Source organism: Flavobacterium sp. GW823-FHT04A11, from assembly GCF_058796535.1.
The window spans coordinates 4,488,644-4,511,703 of sequence record NZ_CM179503.1 but is presented as its reverse complement, the minus strand read 5'-3'; the positions used below and the strand labels follow the sequence as shown (position 1 = coordinate 4,511,703).

Below are 23,060 nucleotides of genomic sequence, written 5' to 3'. Positions count from 1 at the left end.
CTGATTTACACGGATTTTTTTATGCACATTTTTGTCAGGCTGAGCGTAGTCGAAGCCAACTCAAAGTATATCGATTTTTTATTGTAGACAATAGTTCAAATGACAAAAATGAGTATATAAAAAAGCTCCAATCTTAATAATTGGAGCTTTTTTTATATTTAAAACTAAACCTAATTTATTGATATAAATTTGGATATTTAGCCGGATTAACTTCATTCATCATGCTATATACTTTCTCGAAAATATCTTCGGCAGAAGGTTTTGAGAAATAATCGCCATCAGTTCCGTAAGCTGGTCTGTGGGCTTTTGCAGCAAGTGTTTGCGGTTTACTGTCTAAATGTATATACGCATTTTGTTCTTCTAAAATTTGTTGCAGAATAAAAGCTGAAGCTCCGCCTGGAACATCTTCGTCGATTACTAAAAGACGATTTGTTTTAGCGATACTTTTCACAATATCTTTATTTATGTCAAACGGAAGTAAGGACTGAATATCAATAACTTCGCAATCAATTCCTAAATCAAGTAACTCATTTGCAGCTTGTTCTACCAATCTCAAAGTCGATCCGTAAGAAACTAACGTAATATCTGAACCTTCTTTTAGGGTTTCGACAACACCAATTGGCGTTTTGAATTCACCAAAATTCAAAGGTGTTTTTTCTTTTAAACGATAACCGTTTAAACACTCAATAACCAAAGCCGGTTCATCAGTCTCTAAAAGAGTATTATAGAAACCTGCAGCCTGAGTCATGTTTCTCGGAACCAAAACGTGAATTCCGCGAATAGCGTTGATGATCATTCCCATTGGTGAACCAGAATGCCAGATTCCTTCAAGACGATGTCCACGGGTTCTGATGATTAATGGCGCTTTTTGTTTTCCAACAGTTCTGTATTGTAAAGTAGCCAAATCATCACTCATGATTTGAATCGCATACAATAAATAATCTAAATATTGAATCTCAGCAATTGGACGTAAACCTCTCAATGCCATTCCAATTCCCTGACCAATAATAGTAGCTTCACGAATTCCGACATCGGCAACACGAAGTTCTCCGTATTTTTCCTGCATGCCTTCCAAACCTTGGTTTACATCGCCAATGTTTCCTACGTCTTCACCAAAAATTAGTGTTTCAGGATATTTGGTAAACAAAGCATCAAAGTTATCACGCAAAATCATTCGGCCGTCTAAATCAGCTTTTGCATTATCAGCATATACAGGAAGTACTTTTTCTACAGAAAACACATTTTGATCTGATTCAGAATGTAAATTACTGCTGAATCTTGGTTGCGTTACTCCAATATAATCTGTAATCCATTTTGATAAAATTACTTTACTGTTTGGAACTTCAATAAAACGTAAAATCTTTCTCGCGATTGCAAGCATTTCCTTTTTTAAAGGTGATTTTATAGCGCTTAATTCTGAAATATATTTTTGAATTCTTTCTTTATGATTGATGCTTGCTGCTGCAATTTGCTCCAATAAAGCCAAAAGATTTTTTTGATCTTCAATAATTGGATTGATGAAAGAATTCCACGCTTCTTTTTTAGCTTCCAGAACTTCTTTTTTCAATTCAAAATCAATTTCTGCCAATTCTTCCGGAGAGGCAATATTGATGGCAATCATCCACAAACGCATTTGGCGAATACAGTCAAAATCTCTTTCCCAAGCCAGTCTTTCTGCGTTTTTATAACGTTCGTGAGAACCGGAAGTAGAGTGACCTTGTGGCTGCGTTAATTCATTTACGTGAATTAAAACCGGAACATGTTCTTCTCTGGCCACTGCTGCTGCTCTTTCATAAGTCGAAACCAATTCAGCATAATCCCAGCCTCTGACTCTAAAAATTTCATACCCTTTAGAATCTTCATCGCGTTGGTATCCTTTTAGAATTTCAGAGATATTTTCTTTTGTAGTTTGATGTTTGGCATGAACCGAAATTCCGTATTCATCATCCCAAACACTCATTACCATCGGAACTTGTAAAACTCCGGCAGCATTTATAGTTTCAAAAAACAAACCTTCAGATGTACTTGCATTTCCAATAGTTCCCCAGGCAACTTCGTTTCCGTTTACAGAGAATTTGTCTTTGATTTTGATTCCATCAACATTTCTGTAAATTTTAGAAGCCTGAGCCAATCCCAATAATCTTGGCATTTGTCCGGCTGTAGGAGATATATCTGCGCTTGAATTTTTTTGTTTTGTTAAATCTTTCCAGGAACCATCTTCGTTTAAACTGTGCGTTACAAAGTGTCCGCCCATTTGTCTTCCTGCAGACATCGGATCATAATCTAAATCGGTATGACCGTATAAACCTGCAAAAAATTGTTTAGGAGTTAATTCGCCGATTGCCATCATAAAAGTCTGATCGCGATAGTATCCGGAACGGAAATCTCCGTTTTGAAACGCTTTTGCCATAGCAAGCTGCGGCACTTCTTTTCCATCACCAAATATTCCAAACTTGGCCTTTCCTGTCAATACTTCTTTACGTCCTAAAAGGCTACATTCGCGGCTGGTAACAGCAATTCTGTAATCTTTCATTACTTCAGTTTTGAAATCTTCGAAAGTAAGTGTAGTATTGTTTTGTTCTTTAATCATAATCTCTATGGGTCATGTTACGCAGCAAAATTAATTAAAAAGTATCAATAATCATAATTCATTAAACTAAATATAATTTAATTATTTATAACTAATATGCTAAAACTACGTATATTTTTTATGTAATATTGAATATTTTTCTCTTTTTTGTATAAATAATTCATGTTTTTGTTTAAATTTTATTGAATTAAAACCATTTTCGGGTAAAAAGAGTGACTAATGTTTTTGGAGACAAAGTAACCACAAAACGTATTTTTTCATTGTATTTATTTTGAGAAATCTCCCATCCATTGTTGGAATAAACCGGAAAATAGACTTCAAAATAATCCGTAACAAGGTTTAATCGGATACCGCTGTCGTAAATAAACTTCTCGTTTTCAACTTTATTTTTCATTAAACCAAGGTCGCCATAAACCTCAATCCAATTCCATATTGAATAACTGGCGTTTAAAGTCGCCATCCATTTATCAGCATATCTCGGTTCTATTTTAGATTTAAATCCACCTTCGGCCATTACATATTGCTGGCTGAAAAATCCCGTACTTTCTGATCTTCCGTAAAAATTATAATCGAATAAATAATCTGTCGGGCGGTCTAAACCAAAACTAAAATAATCAGAGTTTGTTTTGTTGTACAGAAAAGTTCCGGCATACAATCTCAAATTCAATTTTCGGTTATCATCAAATAAACGTCGATATTCTACTTCTCCCGCCAGTTTTCCAAAATCTCCAGAAAACTGAACATCAGTCATAAAATTAAAATGATTGATCAATTCAGTTTTGGTATTCGAATATCTCGCATTGAAAACAGAATAATTGGGTTTCGAATTATCTGTGATATAATTACTTGCTTCACGATTTACAATAACCTGGCGCAGTAAAATCAATTGTTTTCTATTATCCCTGAAGTTTTCTTCCCGAATTCGGAACTGAACCATTGGATTCAATCTCAAATAAGTCGCATCCGGCGCATAGTGAAAATAATTCTGGCTAATAGAATATCTCACATTATAAAGTAAACTGTTTCGATAATAATGATTTAGCACAAATGCCGAAGAACCGGACAGTGTTCCGGCTTTGATCGAGTAAGCAGGATTAATATCAAACGTAAAAGGTTTATCCAGAATCGTTTTGTTATGAAAACGTATTCCGGGCGTAAACCCATCGTATAAATTATAAGTAAGCGTAGGGATATATAAAATCTGATTGTAATATGGATCTTCTAAATCTTTGGCAAAATTAAATTTTATCGGACGATTGGTTATAACCACACTTTTTAGCGATTTCCAGTTGTTTCTCTGGTTATATTCCGGAACTTCATTGTCGTAATTAATGACAATTTTATCCGCATTTTTTCTTTCAAAATGATAGATTGAATCATTGTTTTTTGGTTCAATCCATTCTTTAAAAACAACTTTATTTTTTTGGATTCCGTAAATCGGAATAGGAGCATAAATTCCGGTTCTGTTATTTATCGAAAATTGTATGCTGTCTTTAGTTCTCGAAACATTTGAAAATTTATAGTCAATGATTTCTCTCGAATCGATAATCGTTTCAAAAAACCAATCGATATTTTTAGGGCTGTTTTTTGTCAGTATTCGTTCAAAATCAGATCGGTTTGTTTGAGCTGTTTGATTTAGTTTATAAAACTCCTGAACACTTTGCGGAACAACATTCTGATCTAAAAAATCATCCAGATAACTCAGGCTTAAACCTGCACGATATTTACTGGCAATTTGTTCATTGAATTTTATCAGCGTATTTTTTGGATCTCCAAGCGGCTGATCCAGATTTTTTCTGGACATTAACATATAATAATAGCTGTATTGCTCATTAAATGTTAAGTTGGTGATGTTGTAACTTTTAAACAATTTCATGTCCGAAAGCCTGCCCAGCATTTTTTGATCAGCATGATGTTCTTCCATAAATTTCATCATGGCATAAATCTGAATTCCGTCATAAACCCAATTGTCTTTTCTGGGATCCAGATGCAAACTATTCTTTAAATAATTGTTCAGATAGGTTTTTAAAAAGGTAATTTCGAAGATAAAATCATCAGAAAACGGACTTATAAAAGATGGAAGCTGATTTAACCCATAAAAAGGATTTCGATCATAATCTGCCTGCGCCACGGTTATTTTCTCATACGGATATTGCCCAATAAAATCATTAGCAAAATTAACCACTCTGTTGATGATAATTGCTTTTTGAATCTCCGTAATTTTTTTGCTTTTCAGATCCGAAAGTATTTCTAAAGAACCGTTGTTATAACTTTTAAACGAATTTTGTTTTTCAATAAAGAAATTAAAATCGGTTCTGTTTTTTCCTTCAAAAGAATAAGTCGTGTAAGATGCATTTGAATTGTCTTTTGTCACTGAATTTAAATCAGTTGTAATCGAATATTGATTCGGAATTTTGATTTCAATTTCATAATCTGAACTGGCGTTGGCAATATCGTCCAGATTAAAATTATTGTATGTTATAAAGTTATTATTCTCCAAACGCGCCGGACTCAAAAACCAGTTTTTCAAACTCATTCCGCCATTTGGATCAAAACCGTAATGCGTGAATTTATCGCTCGGAATTTTTGAAATATAAGTAAAATGCAATTCGGTTTTTTCTCCCGGAAGTAATTTCTGTTTCAGCTTTACAACAATAAAATCCGGATTTTCATCGGTTCTTTCCCATTCAATTGTATTATTTTCAGCATCAGTAAGACTTGTAATCGTAGTATTTCCTCTTTCAGAATCTTTTGCCAGATGAAAACCTCTGTAAAACTCATCCGAAAATCGTTTTGCCAGCGGTGTATTTTTATGAGAAAAAGCATTATTCCAGTCGTTCAAAACAATCGAAGTCAAAGTATCTCCGGTATTGTTGTAAAATTGAAGATCCTGTTTTACATTCAGCGTTTTAAGTTCAAGATTAACCGCCACTTCCATCTTAGAATGATGTTGCGCGTATTGTTTTATTGAACTGAATAAAACGACAATGAAAAAAAAGATTTTATAAAATGATTTCAAGGGATGACTTAAAAATTATAAGATATACTTAAGTTACGAGCATATGGTAGTTTCGGTTTTTTGTAAAAATAGTATAAAAAAAGCTGTTAAAAAAAACAGCTTTCAATTTTTGCGATATTTAAAATTATTTAACCATATAAGTGATATAGGTGAAAAAATAAAATTCCAAATAAATCCGTTTTTATCCGCGTCTTCGCTTTAGCGAATCAGTTTAATCCGCGTCAATTATATATTCTTATATGACTTATATGGTAATTTTTTTTAGAAGTTCGGACTCAAATCGTATTTCTTGTAGAATTTATCTAATACGTCAACCACTTCATCTTCAGTGTCAACGATTTTAAACAAGTTCAAATCGTCCGGACTAACAGTTTGCATTTTTTCAACCAAAACCGTTTTTACCCAGTCGATTAATCCTGACCAAAATTCAACACCAACTAAAATAATCGGGAATTTTCCAATTTTCTTAGTCTGAATCAACGTGATTGCTTCAAACATTTCGTCAAGCGTTCCAAAACCTCCCGGCATAACCACAAAACCCTGAGAATATTTTACGAACATTACTTTCCTCACAAAGAAATAGTCGAAATTCAGGTTTTTATCGTGATCAATATATGGGTTAAAGTGCTGTTCAAAAGGCAATTCGATATTTAAACCTACCGAAGTTCCACCTCCTAAATGTGCACCTTTATTACCAGCTTCCATGATTCCGGGACCGCCTCCTGTGATTACACCGTAACCAGCTTTACTGATTTTGTACGCAATTTTTTCTGCCAATAAATAATATTTGTCTTCCGGTTTTGTTCTCGCCGAACCAAAAATCGAAACACACGGGCCAATACGCCCCATACTTTCGTAACCGTTTACAAACTCAGCCATGATTTTAAAAATCGCCCAGCTGTCGTTTGTTCTAATTTCATTCCACGTTTTTTGTTTCAAACGGTCCTGAATTATTTTATCCTCATCATTATCAAAATCTTCTAATCTCATTTTAGGTATTTTAATTTATTTATATTTTTATTTAAGTTGTGTCTTGTTTTTATCTAACTTGTCATACTGAGTGAAGTAGAAGTATCAATATAAGGAGCTGTTTCCTGCTGTCCACTATATCTTTTGTGGCGAACCCCGCCACAAAAGGATGCCGTTCCCATCAGGGCTAGGACACCAGTTTTCAATTGAAAAATCAGTTTATAAAAGGAAGAATTCGCTTTTAATTAATACGTTTGTTCTTCAATTGATTTCGTAATGTTGCTTTTAACCTTCCCGGTATGTTCTGTAGTTTTCGATTCAATCAGCATGATTAAACATTCTTCATCCGAAGAAACCCTGTGATTTACACCTTTCTTCACCACGAATAAATCCCCTTTTTTCATAGTGAATGAGGGTTCGTTTTCAATTTCCATTAAAAGTTCACCATCAACAATATAAAATAATTCGTCTTCATTCTCGTGATTATGCCACGGTACTTCCTGACCTTTTATTTTAGCCACTTTAATATATTGATCATTTACTTCATCAATAATTTTTGGCGAAAAATATTGGTCTACGTTGCTGAATTTCTCTTTTAGATTCATAGATTTTATCTTAACCTTTGTCAAAATCAAAAAAGCTTTGACAAAAAGGGCGTACTAAATTAGTGCTTTTTTTGAGAATTGTTACAGAAATGAAGATTTATTAATTTAAATGTAACGTTTCCAGGTCTGTGGTTTTGGTTGTGGATTCATTGTGAGGGAATTAAAAATGAATCATTCAATAGAATTAAATGGTTGTATGTTTCGAAATTTTCAACGGATTTTAATCCGCTTTTTTTAGCGATCCATAACCACAATCTTGTCATCCCGAGGAACGAGGGATCTCCTCAAGAAACTAACGTATAGTATTTTCCTAAATTGTAGAGCTGCTAACAGAGATTCCTCGTTCCTCGGAATGACAAAAATGCTTGGACTAACTTTGAGCATGAACCTTTGTCAAATTTTCAAACTTTGACAAAGGTGCTGTTATCACGAATATCTTTTTATTCCAATTCCTTTTTCAAAAACTTAGCCGTATAGCTTTTTTTATTTTTCGCTACTTCTTCCGGAGTTCCTTTTGCGATCAATTGTCCGCCGCCTTTTCCACCTTCAGGGCCAATGTCGATGATATAATCGGCAAGTTTGATCACATCCATATTATGTTCGATAACCAGGATGGTATTTCCTTTGTCAACTAGTTTATTGATAACGTCCATTAGAACGCGGATGTCTTCAAAATGCAAACCGGTTGTAGGTTCGTCCAGAATATAAAAGGTGTTTCCGGTATCTTTTTTAGACAATTCTCCCGCTAGTTTGATACGTTGTGCTTCACCACCTGATAGTGTTGTACTTTGCTGACCAAGTGTGATATATCCTAAACCAACATCCTGAATTGTTTTTACCTTTCTGTAAATCTTCGGAATGTTTTCAAAAAAAGGAACCGCTTCATCAACCGTCATATTCAATACATCCGAAATTGATTTTCCTTTGTATCGAATTTCAAGTGTTTCTCTGTTAAAACGTTTTCCCTGACAGGTTTCACATTCTACATAAACATCCGGTAAAAAATTCATTTCAATGGTTCTAACTCCGGAACCTTCGCAGGTTTCACAGCGTCCGCCTTTTACGTTAAAACTAAAACGTCCTGCTTTGTAACCGCGAATCATACTTTCAGAAGTCATTGTAAACAGGTTTCTGATCTCGGTAAAAACCTCTGTATATGTTGCCGGATTCGAACGAGGCGTTCTGCCAATCGGACTTTGGTCAATATCAATTACTTTGTCTATATGTTCAAGACCTTCTATTTTTTTATAAGGCTGTGGTTTTTTCACACCATTAAAATAATAAGCGTTCAAAATAGGGTAGAGCGTCTCGTTTATCAAAGTCGATTTTCCACTTCCTGAAACTCCTGTAACACAAATTAATTGTCCTAAAGGCAATTCGATCGAAACATTTTTAAGATTATTTCCTGTTGCTCCGGTTAGTTTTAAAAACTTTCCATTTCCTTTACGACGTTCTTTAGGAATCTCCAGTTTCATTGTACCGTTCAAATATTGAGCAGTTATGGTGTTCGATTTTAAAGTTTCTGCCGGAGTTCCAATACTGATGATTTCTCCACCGTATTTCCCTGCTTTTGGACCAATATCAATTACATAATCAGCTGTTTCGATCATATCTTTATCGTGTTCGACAACAATAACCGAGTTCCCGATATCGCGTAATTGTTCCAAAGATTTGATCAGTTTTTCGTTGTCTCTTTGGTGTAAACCAATACTTGGCTCATCCAGAATATACAAAACACCAACCAATTGTGAACCAATTTGTGTTGCCAATCGAATACGTTGTGCTTCTCCTCCTGAAAGTGATTTTGAACTTCGGCTTAAAGCCAGATAATCTAAACCAACATTCATTAAAAAGTTCAGACGGTCTTTGATTTCTTTTACCACTTCTGATGCAATCAAAAGTTGTTTATCTGTCAAATGATTATTTAAATCCAAAAACCAGGCAGTCAGATCTGAAATATCCATATCACACAATTCGGTGATATTTTTTCCATTTACTCTAAAAAACTGTGCTTCTTTTTTAAGACGAGAACCTTCGCAAACCGGACAATTTACTTCGTCCATGAAATCTTTTGCCCAACGTTTTATTGTTGTCGAAGCACTTTCGTCATATTGGTTTTTGATGAAATGCGAGATTCCTTCAAAATCTATTTTGTAATCGCGCGTAACACCTAAATCTTTTGAGTTTACGGTAAATTTATCTTTTCCTCCGTGAAGAATCATGTTCATGGCTTCTTCCGGAATTTTCTCAATCGGATCTGTGATTTTGAAACCATATTTTTCTCCAATAACTTCTAATTGCTTAAAAATCCATGATGATTTATATTCACCAAGCGGAGCAAAACCACCACTTTTTATAGACAATTTAGGGTTAGGAATAATCTTTTTTATGTTGATTTCGTGAACCGTTCCCAATCCGTTACAATGCGGACAAGCTCCTTTTGGAGAGTTGAAAGAAAATAAATTCGGTTCCGGATTTTGATACGAAATTCCGGTTGTAGGGCACATTAAATTTCTACTGAAATAACGTACTTCATTGGTATCCTGATCTAAAATCATCAGCACATTTTCGCCGTGATGCATTGCGGTATTGATACTTTCTGATAATCTTTTCTGATTGTCTTCGGTATTTTCGATCAACATTCTGTCCACTACAATTTCAATATCGTGGGTTTTGTAACGATCCAGTTTCATTCCCGAAACCAAATCCTGAACTTCGCCGTTTACACGAACTTTCAAAAATCCCTGTTTGGTTATTTGCTGGAATAATTCGGCATAATGACCTTTTCTGGCTCTAATAATCGGAGCGAGAATATTGATTCGTTTTCCTTTAAAATCCTGCATAATCAAATCTTTAATCTGATCATCAGAATACGAAACCATTTTTTCGCCTGTGTTATAACTAAAGGCGTCAGCACCACGAGCGTATAAAAGCCTTAGAAAATCGTATATTTCTGTAATTGTCCCAACTGTTGAACGCGGACTTTTGCTGGTTGTTTTTTGTTCAATCGCAATCACGGGAGAAAGTCCGTCGATTTTATCAACATCCGGACGTTCTAAACCACCAAGAAACTGTCTGGCATACGCCGAAAAAGTTTCTACGTAACGACGTTGTCCTTCGGCATAAATAGTATCGAACGCCAAAGAGGATTTTCCCGAACCAGATAAACCGGTAATAACAACCAGTTTTTCACGCGGAATGGAAATGTCTATATTTTTCAGATTATGAACTCTTGCACCAAGAACTTCAATAGTATTGTCTTTTTCTAACATAAATTTGAGCAAAACGCAAAGTTACCACTTTGATTTGTTCTTTTAGTACTAGAGTACAAAACTTTATGTTACAAATAGTAACAAAATAACTCTAAAAAAATAAACACGAATTTCACGAATTGCCACTAATTAGTTTGTGAAATTAATTTCAAAAACTAATTGAATCTTAAAAATTAGTGCAAATCAGTACACTTCGTGTTTAAATTAATTTAAAATATTTGGTCCGATAGAAACTAAGTTATCGTTTTCTTTTTCGGGTTGCCATATATTCTTCGATGGCTTCTTTGGTAGTATACCAGTTTCGGCCTTCTTTGTAAGCGTCTATTTTTCCTGTTCTGGCCAATAAACTCACATATTCCTGACCGTACGGAGTTTCGGGCTCGCTTACAATATTTTGTATCGGCTGAAAATCATAAGTACTTCCCGGCATGGCTGTTAGATAAATATTCAAAGTTCTTTCTAATGCCTGACACATCAAAAGGGTTAATTTTTGATAATTGCCATTATTGGCCTGATTTAATGCTTCGTAATATTTTTTTCTGTCATTCTTGAGAATAATGGCAGGCGGAAAACCACAACGCATCAACAATAAATTCATGCTTAAACGAACGGTACGCCCGTTTCCATCAAAAAAAGGATGAATCCAGACAAGCTTATGATGGTAAATTGTAGCCAGCTCAATATCATTTAATTGTAACGGATTTGTATTGATAAAATCAATTAATTCATCCACATAATCAGAGACTTTATTAGCATTTGGAGGCATGAAATTAGCGCCCGAAATACGAACACCACCATTTCGCAATCGCCCTGCAAAATCATCTTCAATAGAACGCAAAACCAATCCATGAATTGATAAAATATCAATACTTCTCAATTTATATTGATCATCAACAATGGAGTATAGATAATCAATTGCCTTATCGTGATTATGTGTTTCAAAATGTTCCCGCAGCGATTTTCCTTTTATGGTAATTCCTTCCTGAATCACCATTTGGGTTTCGCGTAAACTCATTGTATTTCCTTCAATACTATTCGAATTATACGTCCATTCGAGAGATAAGCTTTCGCGAATTTTATGCAAAGCAATATTGGGCAATGGTCTGCTGTTTTGCAAATCAAGCCTTTTTTGGTACAATCTGTCAAATGTCGATTGAAATTCTGTTCGATATGTTAGGTCTATATTCCACATAATCCCACAAAGGTACTTCTTATTATCGGATAATTCTAATTTTTAACCTATCCGATATTAAGACTATTCTATTGTCATAGAACGAAGTTTGGTTCTGTAGGCTTCGAGCGCAATAGATTTAGAGATAAAACCGAAATATTTTCCATCGCGTAAAACAGGAATAAAGGCAGTTTTTGACCTTTCGAATTTACCCATAACGACTTCCATACTATCAAAAGAGGAGATAACTGCGGGCGGCGTTTTCATAACATCTTTAATCAACGTATATTTTACGCGATACGGATTAAAAATAATTTCGCGGATATCATTAAAATGAACCACGCCAACGAGTTCATTTTCTTTACCAACAACGGCAAAAACAACCTGATTAGAATGCGAAATAAGATCAACCAATTTAGTCAGATGATCGTCTGGTGAAACGGTCAAATAATCACATTGAATGATCGTATCAATATCTAAAGTCGAAAGAATATTAGAATCTTTATTACTTGTAAACGCATGTCCTTTTTTGGCCAGATTTTTTACGTCAAGCGAATATTTTTCAAATCGTTTTGAAATCGCAAAACTGATAGAAGATACAATCATAAGCGGAATCATTAATCCGTAACCACCTGTAATTTCAGCAATTAAGAAAATTGCGGTAAGCGGCGCATGAAATAATCCGCTCAAAATACCAGCCATTCCAACCATGGTAAAATTACTGATAGGCAATTTCGACAGACCAATTAAAGTGACGAATTTTGAAAAGAAATATCCCAGATAAGATCCCATAAATAAAGAAGGGGCAAAGTTTCCTCCGTTTCCACCGCTTCCCAGTGTTAATCCGGATGCAAATACTTTTACCATCATCGTACAACCCACAAATAGAAGTAAAACCCATTGATTGTTTCTAAAACCGGCAAATAAAGTATTGTCTAATAATTGTCCCGGATCACTTTCTGACAAGGTTTTGATACTTTCGTAACCTTCACCAAAAAGCGTTGGAAAAATAAAAATAAGCAAGGCTAATATGGAAGAACCAATTAAAGCCTTTTTATAAGGTCCCATTTTTAAATTAGAAAAATAATGCTCGACCCTTTGAAAATTTCGGGCATAGTAAACGGCTATAAAACCGGTTAGAACTCCTAAAAGAACATAAAAAGGAATATTGTGATAATTGAATGTTTGTTGCTGTTTGAAAGACAATAAAATGCTTTCATCTAATAAAATAGCAGAAACCAAAGCGCCTGTAGCTGCAGAAATCATGATAGGAGTAAAGGCGGAAATACTCACATCGACCAATAAAACTTCAATGGCAAAAAGAACACCGGCAATAGGAGCGTTAAAAGCAGCTGAAATCCCAGCCGCGACGCCACAGCCAATAAGTAAAGTTCTGTCTTTATATGCTAATTTATAACCTTGCGCATAATTGGATCCAAACGCGGCTCCGGTAATAACAATGGGACTTTCTAATCCTGCAGAACCTCCTAAACCTACTGTTAAGGAACTCGTTATGATTTGGGCATACATTTGCTTTTTCGGAATAATACTGGCCTTTTTTGCAACGGCGTATAAAATTTGTGAAGTACCTTTTTGTATGCTTCCGTTAAGGACTTTTTTAACCACAAATACGGTTAGCAGAATACCAATTATAGGCAAGATACCGTTAATGAAATTTAATTTTAGAATTCCGTTTATGTAAGTTGCAAAAGAGAAAACGCTGTGGGCAAAAGTTTTTAAAACAATTACAGCCAATGAACAAGAAATACCAACTAATACACTGGATAAAAATATAAATTGCTTTGGAGTCAATATGGATTGAGCTAAAGCAATAATGCTTTCTAGTCGGCGAAAAAGTTTTCTTAACATTATTTGTTTAAAAAGTTACGTAAACCACAAATTTAACTCATAGGATTCAAAAAAGTAAACTATTTCCTTTTATTTTTTTGGAAAACTAAAAACCGGCAGCGGCGTCATCTCCACGAAAATCGGCGCCTCCTTCAAGATTGTTATTTGGTAAAACCAAAATCGCATCGACTTTTCCAAGTATCGGAGTTGGTTTTTCGTTGATTAAATAACCTTTTGCTTTTAGTACATCCAAAGTCTTGTTATCAAAAGCTTCATACTCAAAATTAATTAGATCCGGCAGCCATTGATGGTGAAAACGAGGCGCGTTTACAGCTTCCTGCATACTGAGTTTGTATTCGTAAACATTCAAAATAGTCTGTAAAACCGATGTTATAATTGTTGAACCACCTGGAGTTCCGACAACCATAAAAAGTTTGCCGTTTTTTTCGACAATTGTAGGCGTCATTGAACTTAGCATTCGTTTTTGCGGAGCAATACTATTGGCTTCATTTCCAACCAGACCAAACATATTTGGTGAACCGGGTTTTGCACTGAAATCATCCATTTCGTTATTTAGGAAAAAACCTAATTCGTCACAATAATATTTAGAACCATAACCGTCATTTAAGGTTGTGGTTGCAGCAATTGCGTTTCCAAATTTGTCGACAATAGAGTAATGTGTTGTTTCTGTACTTTCGTTATACGTTATTTTTCCTTCCTTTATTTCAGAAGATAAACTGGCTTTATCCACATTAAAAGTCGACATTCTTTCTTTTAAATAAGCATCAGAAAGCAAGGCGTTTACCGGAATTTTTACAAAATCAGGATCTCCTAAAAACTGGCTTCTGTCTGCGTAAGCCCTTCTTTCGGCTTCGACAATTACCTGAATTGCTTCCGGAGAATTATGCCCCATTTTTGCTAAATCATACGGCGCAATCATTTTTAATATTTGTGCCAGACAAATTCCGCCGCTGCTTGGTGGCGACATCGAAGTAATTTTTAAATCTTTATAATTAAACTGAAGCGGTTTTCTCCATTTTGCTTCGTATTTGGCTAAATCCTGAAGCGTAATAATGCCGCCTTTTTTCTGTAAATAAGAAACTAAAATTTTAGCCGTTTCACCTTTGTAAAACTCATCTCGTCCGTTTTTTGAAATACGTTTTAAAGTATTGGCTAAAGCCGTATATTTTATGGTATCTTTTTCTTTAAAATTGGTTGCCAAAAGCGTCGTTGAACCGTTTACTTTTACGATCGATTCGCGATAATTGTCCATACTTCTTTCCTGTTTTTTAGTGACAATAACGCCTCTTTCGGCAAGGGCAATGACAGGTTTTAAAATTTCGGACATTGGCAGGGAACCAAATTTTTTATGTACGGCAAAAACTCCCGCGATAGTTCCGGGAACACCAATTGCCAGTGCAGTTTCGGTACTTTTGCCTTTTACGACATTTCCGTCTTTATCCAGAAACATATCTTTTGATGCTGCCAAAGGTGCTTTTTCGCGATAATCCAAAGATCCAACTTCACCATTTGCCTTTCTGTAAACCATAAACCCGCCGCCGCCAATATTTCCTGCAAAAGGAAAAGAAACCGCCAAAGCCAGTTCTGTTCCAATCATGGCATCAAAAGCATTTCCGCCTTTTTTCATGATTTCAACGCCAATTTTAGAAGCTTCTTCACGGGCAGAAACAACCATTGCTTTTGAAGTGACTAAACCCGTTGGATTTGTTGAAACCTGAGCTGTGCAGCTAATATAAATGAGGGTAAATAAAAGCGTAATTTTTTTCATAAAGATTGCAGTTTTTGTTTGGCATGCCCTTTTATATCTTCAAAAAACAAGGTAAATTCCTGTTCGAATTCGTCATAGAATTCTTTTAATTCTTCACTGGCAAACTGCATTTTTGATGCATTTTTTGATCTTCTGTCCATTTGGGTTAAAATCTGGTGAATTCCTTCGACAGTTCGATAACTCAAAAGCCAGTTTTGATCAATCATATAAGGCATCATACCTTGCGTTTTTTCGGTTAGAATATCATAGTTTTCATGTAACGAAGAATAAAATCGGTTAATGAAATCTTCCAGTTTTTCATCCGAATAATTCGACCAGTTTTTAGCTAAAAAATGATCGTAAACAATGTCTACAATCACGCCTGAATAATGATGGTATTTTTCGTGTAACCGTTTGGTACTTTGTCTGAAAACATCGTGCGAATCTGTGTAAGTATCTATAGAGCGATGCAGAATGATTCCTTTCTGAACATCTTCTGGAAAATGTTCAAATTGTTTTCCGCGAATGCCATCGGCCATAAAATTGCCAATTTTGATTAAATCATTTTCGCCGGAAAGATATATGTGGGCAAGGAAGTTCATTTTTTTTGAGTTGCTAAGGTTCTGAGAAGCTAAGTGGCTAAGTTCTCTCTTGTAAATGTATAAAATCTTTTTTAAATGGTTTTTAAATCAATACCTGACAATATAAACTTAACATTTTAGTTTATTTTAAAATCTCAGCAACTTAGCCTCTTAGCAACTTAGAAACTTTTCTATATTTGTAACTGGTAACCATAACTCAAAAAAATGACTTTAATAAAATCTATCTCAGGAATACGCGGAACGATTGGAGGAAAAGTAGGGGATAACCTGACTCCTGTTGATGCGGTAAAATTTGCATCGGCATACGGAACGTTTCTGAAAAACAATACTTCAAAAGAAAAATTAACGGTTGTAATTGGTCGCGATGCCAGAATTTCGGGTCCAATGATTCACAATCTTGTGGTAAATACTTTAATAGGTTTAGGAATCAATGTAATTGATCTTGGACTTTCGACAACGCCAACTGTAGAGGTTGCCGTTCCTTTGGAAAAAGCAGATGGCGGAATTATTTTGACGGCTTCGCACAATCCAAAACAATGGAATGCTTTGAAATTACTGAATGAAAAAGGAGAGTTTTTAAGCGGTGCGGAAGGTGCAAAAATCCTTGAAATTGCTGAGGCAGAAGCTTTCGATTTCTCGGATGTGGACAGTTTAGGCGAAATTATTTTCAACGATGCTTATATGGATATTCACATCGACGAAGTTTTAAATTTGCCTTTGGTTGATGTTGAAGCGGTTAAAGCTGCAAAATTTAAAGTAGTTGTAGATGGCGTAAATTCTTCTGGCGGAATTATTATCCCAAAATTATTAGAATTAATGGGCGTTGAAGTAGTAAAATTATACTGCGAACCAAACGGACATTTTCCTCATAATCCGGAACCTTTGAAAGAGCATCTAACTGATATTTCTGAATTGGTCGTGAAAGAAAAAGCGCATTTAGGCGTTGTAGTTGATCCTGATGTAGATCGTTTGGCTTTTATCAGCGAAGACGGTGAAATGTTTGGTGAAGAATATACTTTAGTGGCTTGCGCCGATTATGTGTTGAGCAAAACTCCTGGAAATACAGTTTCAAACATGTCATCTTCACGTGCGTTGCGTGATGTAACGGTTGGACACAAAGGAAACTACGAAGCAAGCGCAGTAGGTGAGGTGAATGTGGTGGAATTGATGAAAAAAAATAATGCGATTATTGGCGGTGAAGGAAACGGCGGAATTATCTATCCTGAATTGCATTACGGTCGTGATAGTTTGGTGGGAGTTGCGTTGTTTTTAACGCATTTGGCGAACAAGAAAATATCAGTTTCGGCATTGCGTGCTTCTTATCCTGAATATTATATGAGCAAAAATAAAATTGAATTAACACCGCAAATTGATGTTGATGCGATTTTGGTTGCGATGACTGAAAAATACAAAAACGAAGATATTTCAACGATTGACGGTGTAAAAATTGATTTTGCAACAGAATGGGTGCATTTGAGAAAATCAAATACAGAACCAATCATTCGTATTTATACGGAAGCTCCTTCTCAGGAAAAAGCAGATGTTTTGGCGCTTCGTATCATCGATGAAATTAAAGCAATTGCTGGAATTTAATTTATAATAAATACGAAAAATTTAACCGCAAAGAACGCAAAGGTTTTATATTTAATCGCGCAAAGTCGCAAAGCCGCAAAGAAAAATAAACTTTCCGGCTTTGCGACTTTGCGAGAAATAAGTTAGCGAACCTTGCGTAAAACCTTTGCGTTCTTTGCGGTTAAAATCTTAATAAAACTAGTTCTTAATAATCTTAATAGATTTTTTAACTGAGCCATAAGAAGCCTTTACAATATAAACTCCTGTCGACAATTTATCTCCAATTTTAATATCTTCATTCGTGAAATAATCATCTGAAGAAAAACAAATACTTCCTTTCATATCCACTATTTTTAGCGACAAAGGTTCTGTAACAGACGATTTTATATGAAGTGTGGATTGTGTTTTAATTGGATTTGGATAAATAGTGAAAGAATCTTTGTCTGCAATAGGATCGTTAACGCCTAAACTTGCCAGCGAAGCATCGATATAATTAAAATTCATGCCATTTGATTTGAACTTAATTTTCAGGTAAACTTCTCCTTTTGGCAATACAACTCCCTCTACGACTTTATCTGTATAGGTTTGCATTGCGCCTGTAGCGGCAAAAGTTTCGTCTGTTTTTACAACAACATTGTTTACATGAATATCAAATTTTCCGGCAGTAGTGGCAGAAGCCACTCTAAAAGTTAATTTATACGCTCCGGCATTGGCAACATCAATTATAAATTCATTCCAGTCTCCGGTTTCGATTGAAGAAACATTTTGTACCGTTCCGGAATCTGTTGTGTTTTGTAAAGTTGTTCCTTTTCGGCGATAATGTTTGTTTGCGGTAATCCGTCCGGGAACATTCATTTTTTTAGAAGTATACGTAGCATTTATGTATTCCGTTCCAATAGGTTTTAGAACGCCGCTTTCCGGAGCTAATAATTGTCCTTCAAGCATATCTGTCCACGTTGGATCAACTCTTCCGGTAAACCATGAATAACGGTAGATATCCGGATCGTTTTCAAAACTGGTGACAATCTCCTTCATAAAAGTAGTTTTTTCGGCAGCACTCTGAATAACTCTATTCGCAAATTCAGTTACCCAAACAGGGCGATTGTATTTTTTTAAAAGTCCCGTAACGCCAATAACAGATCCAGACGAACTATCATAAGTATGAAAAGCAATATAATCGACTTTGCAGTTTGGGCATAACAGAAAAAACTGATCATGCCAGGCAATCGGGCTTGTGTAACCGCCGTAATTAACAGGACCATTAAAAGCTGGCGACGCACTTACAATTTCGAGATTTTTTGCAGCAGCAATTTTTTCGACATTCGCCCACGCATTTACAGCTTCCTGCGGCGTCATTCTGGCTCCATCATTAAAATTGGGTTCATTAAATGCCAGTAAATATTTTGCACCTGGTTTTATTCTGCTAATAAAAGCCTGCAGATCGGCATCACTAACGCCATTCCACGCCATTGGAACATATTCCAGACCAATAGCTTCATAATTGGCGTTTGTATCATTTTCCGGAGAAGATCCCCAGTTGTACCACCATGAAATTCCGGGTTTTAAGGCTAATAAATCAGCAGTAGAGTTTTTTCCAAATGCAATTCCGCGTTTCGGGCTTTGCGAGAATGCAGTCAGGGAAAAACATGCGATTAAAAAAAATAGGTTTTTTTTCATAATAGATAATTAGATTTGGGTAAAATTTTTATCAGTTCCAAATGTATGTAGTTTATACATTGTATCATAAAAATCTTATCAAAAATAAATAGTACAAAAACACATCAAACCTTATTTTAAAACCTAAAGTTCAAATTCTAAAATCTAAATTCCAAAACCCAAATTCCAAAACCCAAATTCTAAAATCTACAATCTATATTCTATAATCTATAATCCAAAATCTAAAATAAAAAAAGCCCGAACATTAGTTCGGGCTTTTCTATATATTTTTAAAATTCAATTAGAATTTATACGTTAAGCTTCCCATGAAAGTACGTGGCGCCTGAACGTTGATTGTTGTATAACCGTTAAAGTACAATTCGTCTGTAAGGTTGTTTACTTTTACAGATACTCTGTATTTAGGCTGATCGTAGTATAATGCAGCATTTAATACAGCGTAAGATGGAAGTTCAAAAGTTTCACCTGGTCCTGCGTTATAAATATATGTAGCATCTCCATAATTACCTCCAAATCCTAAACCTAAACCTTTAAGTTTTTCTGTTTGTAAATTATAACTAATCCAGTAGTTGATAAGGTTTTCTGGTCCTGCAGTTACAGGTCTGACATCATTTAACTCTGAATCATTTTTTGAAAAACCAGCTAGTAAGTTTAATCCCGGAATTGGGTTTGCTGTAATTTCCACTTCAAAACCTTTACTGTATTGTGTACCGTTTTGTATGCTTGCATTTGGGAAATTTGGATCAGCAGTAACAATATCCCTAACTTTAATTTTATAGTAACTTACTGTAGCGCTCAGTTTATTTTGGAAAGCATTTACTTTTATACCTCCTTCAAACTGATTTGCTCTTTCAGGATCAAATTGTTTCAATTGAAGAGTACCTCCAACATTTGCACTTAAGAATCCTTTGTTAGTAAAACTATTTTGGTAGTTACCAAATACAGATAACTGGTCTTTTACGATTTGAAAAACAGCACCAAATTTTGGTGAGAATGCATTTTGAGAAAAAGTATCCGCTTTTGTATTTGTTGCAGCATCAAATGATCCCTGATTTTCAAAATGATCAAAACGTACCGCTGCCGAAAGAATTAATCTATCTGTAATGTTAATTGCATCAGCAACATAAGCGCTGTAAGTTGATATAGAACTGTTAGTAGTATATGGGGCATTACCATTTCCAACAATTGCATCGTTTACATTGGTTGGGTTAAAATCATAATAATTAGTCGCTGTTCCTGTGTAATTTACTACATCGTATGCAGCATAACCAGGCAAGTTTTTATATACTAATTTATTCGTACCGTGATATAAATCAACACCTGCTAAAAAACGGTTTCTAAGTGATCCAATATTAAAATCACCATTAAAGTTTTGTTGGAATTCTATAGCATTGTCTTTTCCATTTGCATCCCATGCGTTTCTAGATAATTGTTCGTTTGGTAAAAGATAAAACCATGTTTGTAAACCAGCTGCCTTATTTGAGCTGCTGCTAAATACGGTTTGTGAAGTCCATTCGTCAGAGATTTTATAATTAGCTTGTGCAAAAACATTGAATGTTTTTGTATTAGTCATAAATTCATCTCCTAAAAATGATCTTTTAAAGTTCATATTAAGATCTTTAGCGTTGCTTACTCCTAAATCAGCTATTGAAACTCCGAAAGGAAGGTAGATTAATGGCATACCTGAATTATCCTGATTTCCAATTTCTGCATCAATAGAGATATTAAGTCTTTCACTTACCTGATAGGCAAAAGATGGTGCTATAAAGTAACTTTTTGAGTAACCAAAATCCTGAAAAGTATTGGCACTATTTAAAGAAGCATTTAATCTGAATAACGCTGTGTTATCGTCGTTGATTGGTGTGTTAACGTCTGCTGACAAACGGTTAAAACCATAACTTCCGCTTTGGTAAGCGATTTCTCCACCAAAATTTTCACTTGGTTTTTTAGTCACACGATTGATTAATCCTCCGTATGAAGAAAGTACGTTTCCAAATAATGTAGCCGATGGCCCTTTTATAACTTCTATTCTTTCAAGGTTTGCAGCGTCAGAATTACTGTTTACTTTTCCTGCAATACCGTTTCTTACTAAACTCTGAGTTGTAAATCCACGTAGTGAATACCATGAACCACCATCACCTGCACGGTTTGTAGCTCCCCATAATTGGTATAAACCCGGTACGTTTTTCAACGCTTCATCCTGGTTTGTAACCAATTGATCTTTCATTAATTCTTTTGTAACAACATTGTATACTTGTGAGTTTTCAAGATTTTTAACTTTCATTCTTGAAACATATTCACTTTCTGATTTGGTATATTTGTTAGCGTTTGCTTTAACAAATACTTCAGTAAGTGCTTCAGATGAAGTAGTTAATGTGAAATTTTCTACAAGATTATCTCCGTCAGTAATAGTAACAGATTTTTCTTTTGATGTAAATCCTACTGCAGTAGCTTTTATTGTATAAGTACCTGGTTTAATGTTTTTGATCTCATAGTTTCCCTGAGCATCAGTATTGGTTCCAATTTTAGTTCCTCTAATAGTTACAGAAACATTATCGGCACTTTCATCATTAGATAATGAAACTCTACCTTTGATAGTACCATTCTGAGCAAACGAAGCTACACCAGTCAGGAACATTAAACAGCAGATCAACTGCGAAAAAGATATTTTTACTTTCATGTTATTTAGAATTGTTTTGAATAGGGCAAATGTATTGGTTGTGTTAAAACAATCCAAATTATCTTTATTTATTCTAAATAATAAAGCGAATCAAGTATTTTACTGGTTATTCTTCAATAAATTATTAGTAAAAAAATATAATTCTTTTTTTTAAGTATAAATGCTTGTTTAATTAGAACCAAAAATTGTCTTTTATGGATGTTTTTAGCAACTATTTTTCACTTTTTAAACTTGAAATAAAGTAGAAAAGCAATAATTAATTAACAATTTATTCATTCGAACAAAATTATTAACAGGAAGTTTTTTAGTTATCGAATTGGGCTAAAATAAAAAATCCAAAAAACAGGAAATGCTTTTTGGATTTTAATTTTTTGAAGAAAATTATTTTTCAATCTTATGTTTCCATCTTTTGTGCGTCCACAAATAATATTCGGGAGCTTCATAAATTTGTTTTTCTACTTCTCTTAAATATTTTTCTGTGACTTCAAAATTTTCAAAATCATTAGGATTATCAGCAATAGTTAGAAAAGTGGCTTCATAATACCCTCTTGCTACTTTTTTTACTTTAACCATTATGACGCTTAAGTCGTATTTTTTTGCCAGCATTTCTGCGCCAGTATGTACAGGAACTTCCACGCCCATAAATTTCATCGAATGAAAAATTCTGTCCAGTTTTGGAGACTGATCACTTGCTAATCCGTAAAGGCTTAATTTTCCTTCACGCTGATGCTGCGCCATCGTAGGAATCGCTTTTCTGGTTTCAATTAATTCTGTATTATATTTAGAACGAATTTTTCGGATCAATTTATCAAAATACGGATTGGCAATTTTTTTATACACCGCAATTCCTTGAAAACCAAGCTTCGGATTAATGGTCAAAAGCCATTCATAACTAGCATAATGCGAAGCGACCAAAATTACACTCTTACCTTTTTTAGCATAATCCTGTACCAATTCTATATTTGTGACCTGAAATCTTTTTTCCATTTCTTCAGCAGAAATCGTCATCGTTTTAATCATTTCCAAAAACATATCACACATATGCTGATAGAATTTCTTTTCGATTTTTTTTCGTTCCGAATCACTTAGGTGCGGTAAAGTTAAAGCTAAGTTTTCGCGGACTACTTTTTTACGATACCCAATAACATGGTAAATCAGAAAATAGACGCAATCAGAAAACAGATAAAAAATTCGAAAAGGTAATATAGAGATAAGCCAAAGTAAAGGATAGGCCAATATATAAACGAGAAATTGCATGTAATTTTTTTTACAAATATAAAATAAAAATGA

At 34.7% G+C, this 23,060-nt stretch carries 13 protein-coding genes; 1 reads left to right on the top strand and 12 read right to left on the bottom strand.

Going from position 1 to position 23,060, the window contains the following annotated elements; all coding sequences use genetic code 11:
• Window positions 1–175: 175 nt before the first annotated feature.
• The 9 genes from AC3QL1_RS19245 to AC3QL1_RS19205 all read right to left on the bottom strand — a co-directional run bounded on the left by AC3QL1_RS19245 (window position 176) and on the right by AC3QL1_RS19205 (window position 15,844).
• The gene (locus AC3QL1_RS19245; protein WP_492493753.1) at window positions 176–2,590 is read right to left on the bottom strand and encodes an alpha-ketoacid dehydrogenase subunit alpha/beta; all 2,415 of its coding nucleotides are present in this window, start codon (window positions 2,588–2,590) and stop codon (window positions 176–178) included.
• A gap of 187 nt (window positions 2,591–2,777) precedes the next feature.
• A complete protein-coding gene (locus tag AC3QL1_RS19240) occupies window positions 2,778–5,528 on the bottom strand; it encodes a gluzincin family metallopeptidase (RefSeq protein WP_492493752.1) in 2,751 nt (916 codons plus the stop codon).
• A gap of 342 nt (window positions 5,529–5,870) precedes the next feature.
• Entirely contained in the window at window positions 5,871–6,599 is a 729-nt protein-coding gene (locus AC3QL1_RS19235) for an LOG family protein (protein ID WP_492493751.1), read from the bottom strand.
• A 224-nt stretch (window positions 6,600–6,823) separates the two neighbouring features.
• Complete coding sequence (locus tag AC3QL1_RS19230) at window positions 6,824–7,183, bottom strand: cupin domain-containing protein (RefSeq protein ID WP_492493750.1); 360 nt, start codon at window positions 7,181–7,183, stop codon at window positions 6,824–6,826.
• Window positions 7,184–7,623: 440 nt separating this feature from the next.
• Window positions 7,624–10,455, bottom strand: coding sequence for an excinuclease ABC subunit UvrA (gene uvrA / locus AC3QL1_RS19225; RefSeq protein WP_492493749.1), 2,832 nt, complete (start codon window positions 10,453–10,455; stop codon window positions 7,624–7,626).
• Between the two features lie 238 nt (window positions 10,456–10,693).
• Window positions 10,694–11,647, bottom strand: a complete 954-nt coding sequence (locus tag AC3QL1_RS19220; RefSeq protein ID WP_492493748.1) for a Fic family protein — start codon at window positions 11,645–11,647, stop codon at window positions 10,694–10,696.
• Between the two features lie 63 nt (window positions 11,648–11,710).
• Window positions 11,711–13,495, bottom strand: coding sequence for a chloride channel protein (locus AC3QL1_RS19215; RefSeq protein ID WP_492493747.1), 1,785 nt, complete (start codon window positions 13,493–13,495; stop codon window positions 11,711–11,713).
• Window positions 13,496–13,580: 85 nt separating this feature from the next.
• Window positions 13,581–15,263, bottom strand: coding sequence for a gamma-glutamyltransferase (gene ggt, locus AC3QL1_RS19210; RefSeq protein ID WP_492493746.1), 1,683 nt, complete (start codon window positions 15,261–15,263; stop codon window positions 13,581–13,583).
• Window positions 15,260–15,844 carry an acyl carrier protein phosphodiesterase gene (locus AC3QL1_RS19205; protein ID WP_492493745.1) on the bottom strand — a complete coding sequence of 195 codons (585 nt, stop codon included), beginning with the start codon at window positions 15,842–15,844 and terminating at the stop codon, window positions 15,260–15,262. The genes ggt and AC3QL1_RS19205 overlap by 4 nt, the downstream gene beginning before the upstream one ends.
• A 204-nt stretch (window positions 15,845–16,048) precedes the next feature.
• Between AC3QL1_RS19205 and glmM the strand changes: the two genes are divergently transcribed.
• Complete coding sequence (glmM, locus tag AC3QL1_RS19200) at window positions 16,049–17,437, top strand: phosphoglucosamine mutase (protein WP_492493744.1); 1,389 nt, start codon at window positions 16,049–16,051, stop codon at window positions 17,435–17,437.
• A gap of 177 nt (window positions 17,438–17,614) precedes the next feature.
• Here glmM and AC3QL1_RS19195 read toward each other — a convergent pair whose 3' ends face one another.
• From AC3QL1_RS19195 to AC3QL1_RS19185, 3 genes are all read right to left on the bottom strand, one after another.
• Window positions 17,615–19,093 (bottom strand): glycosyl hydrolase, encoded by a 1,479-nt coding sequence (locus AC3QL1_RS19195; RefSeq protein WP_492493743.1) that lies wholly within the window; start codon window positions 19,091–19,093, stop codon window positions 17,615–17,617.
• Window positions 19,094–19,373: 280 nt separating this feature from the next.
• On the bottom strand, window positions 19,374–21,770 hold the full coding sequence (locus AC3QL1_RS19190) for a TonB-dependent siderophore receptor (RefSeq protein ID WP_492493742.1): 2,397 nt from the start codon (window positions 21,768–21,770) through the stop codon (window positions 19,374–19,376).
• A 381-nt stretch (window positions 21,771–22,151) separates the two neighbouring features.
• Window positions 22,152–23,027, bottom strand: coding sequence for a lysophospholipid acyltransferase family protein (locus tag AC3QL1_RS19185; protein ID WP_492493741.1), 876 nt, complete (start codon window positions 23,025–23,027; stop codon window positions 22,152–22,154).
• Between the last annotated feature and the right edge of the window lie 33 nt (window positions 23,028–23,060).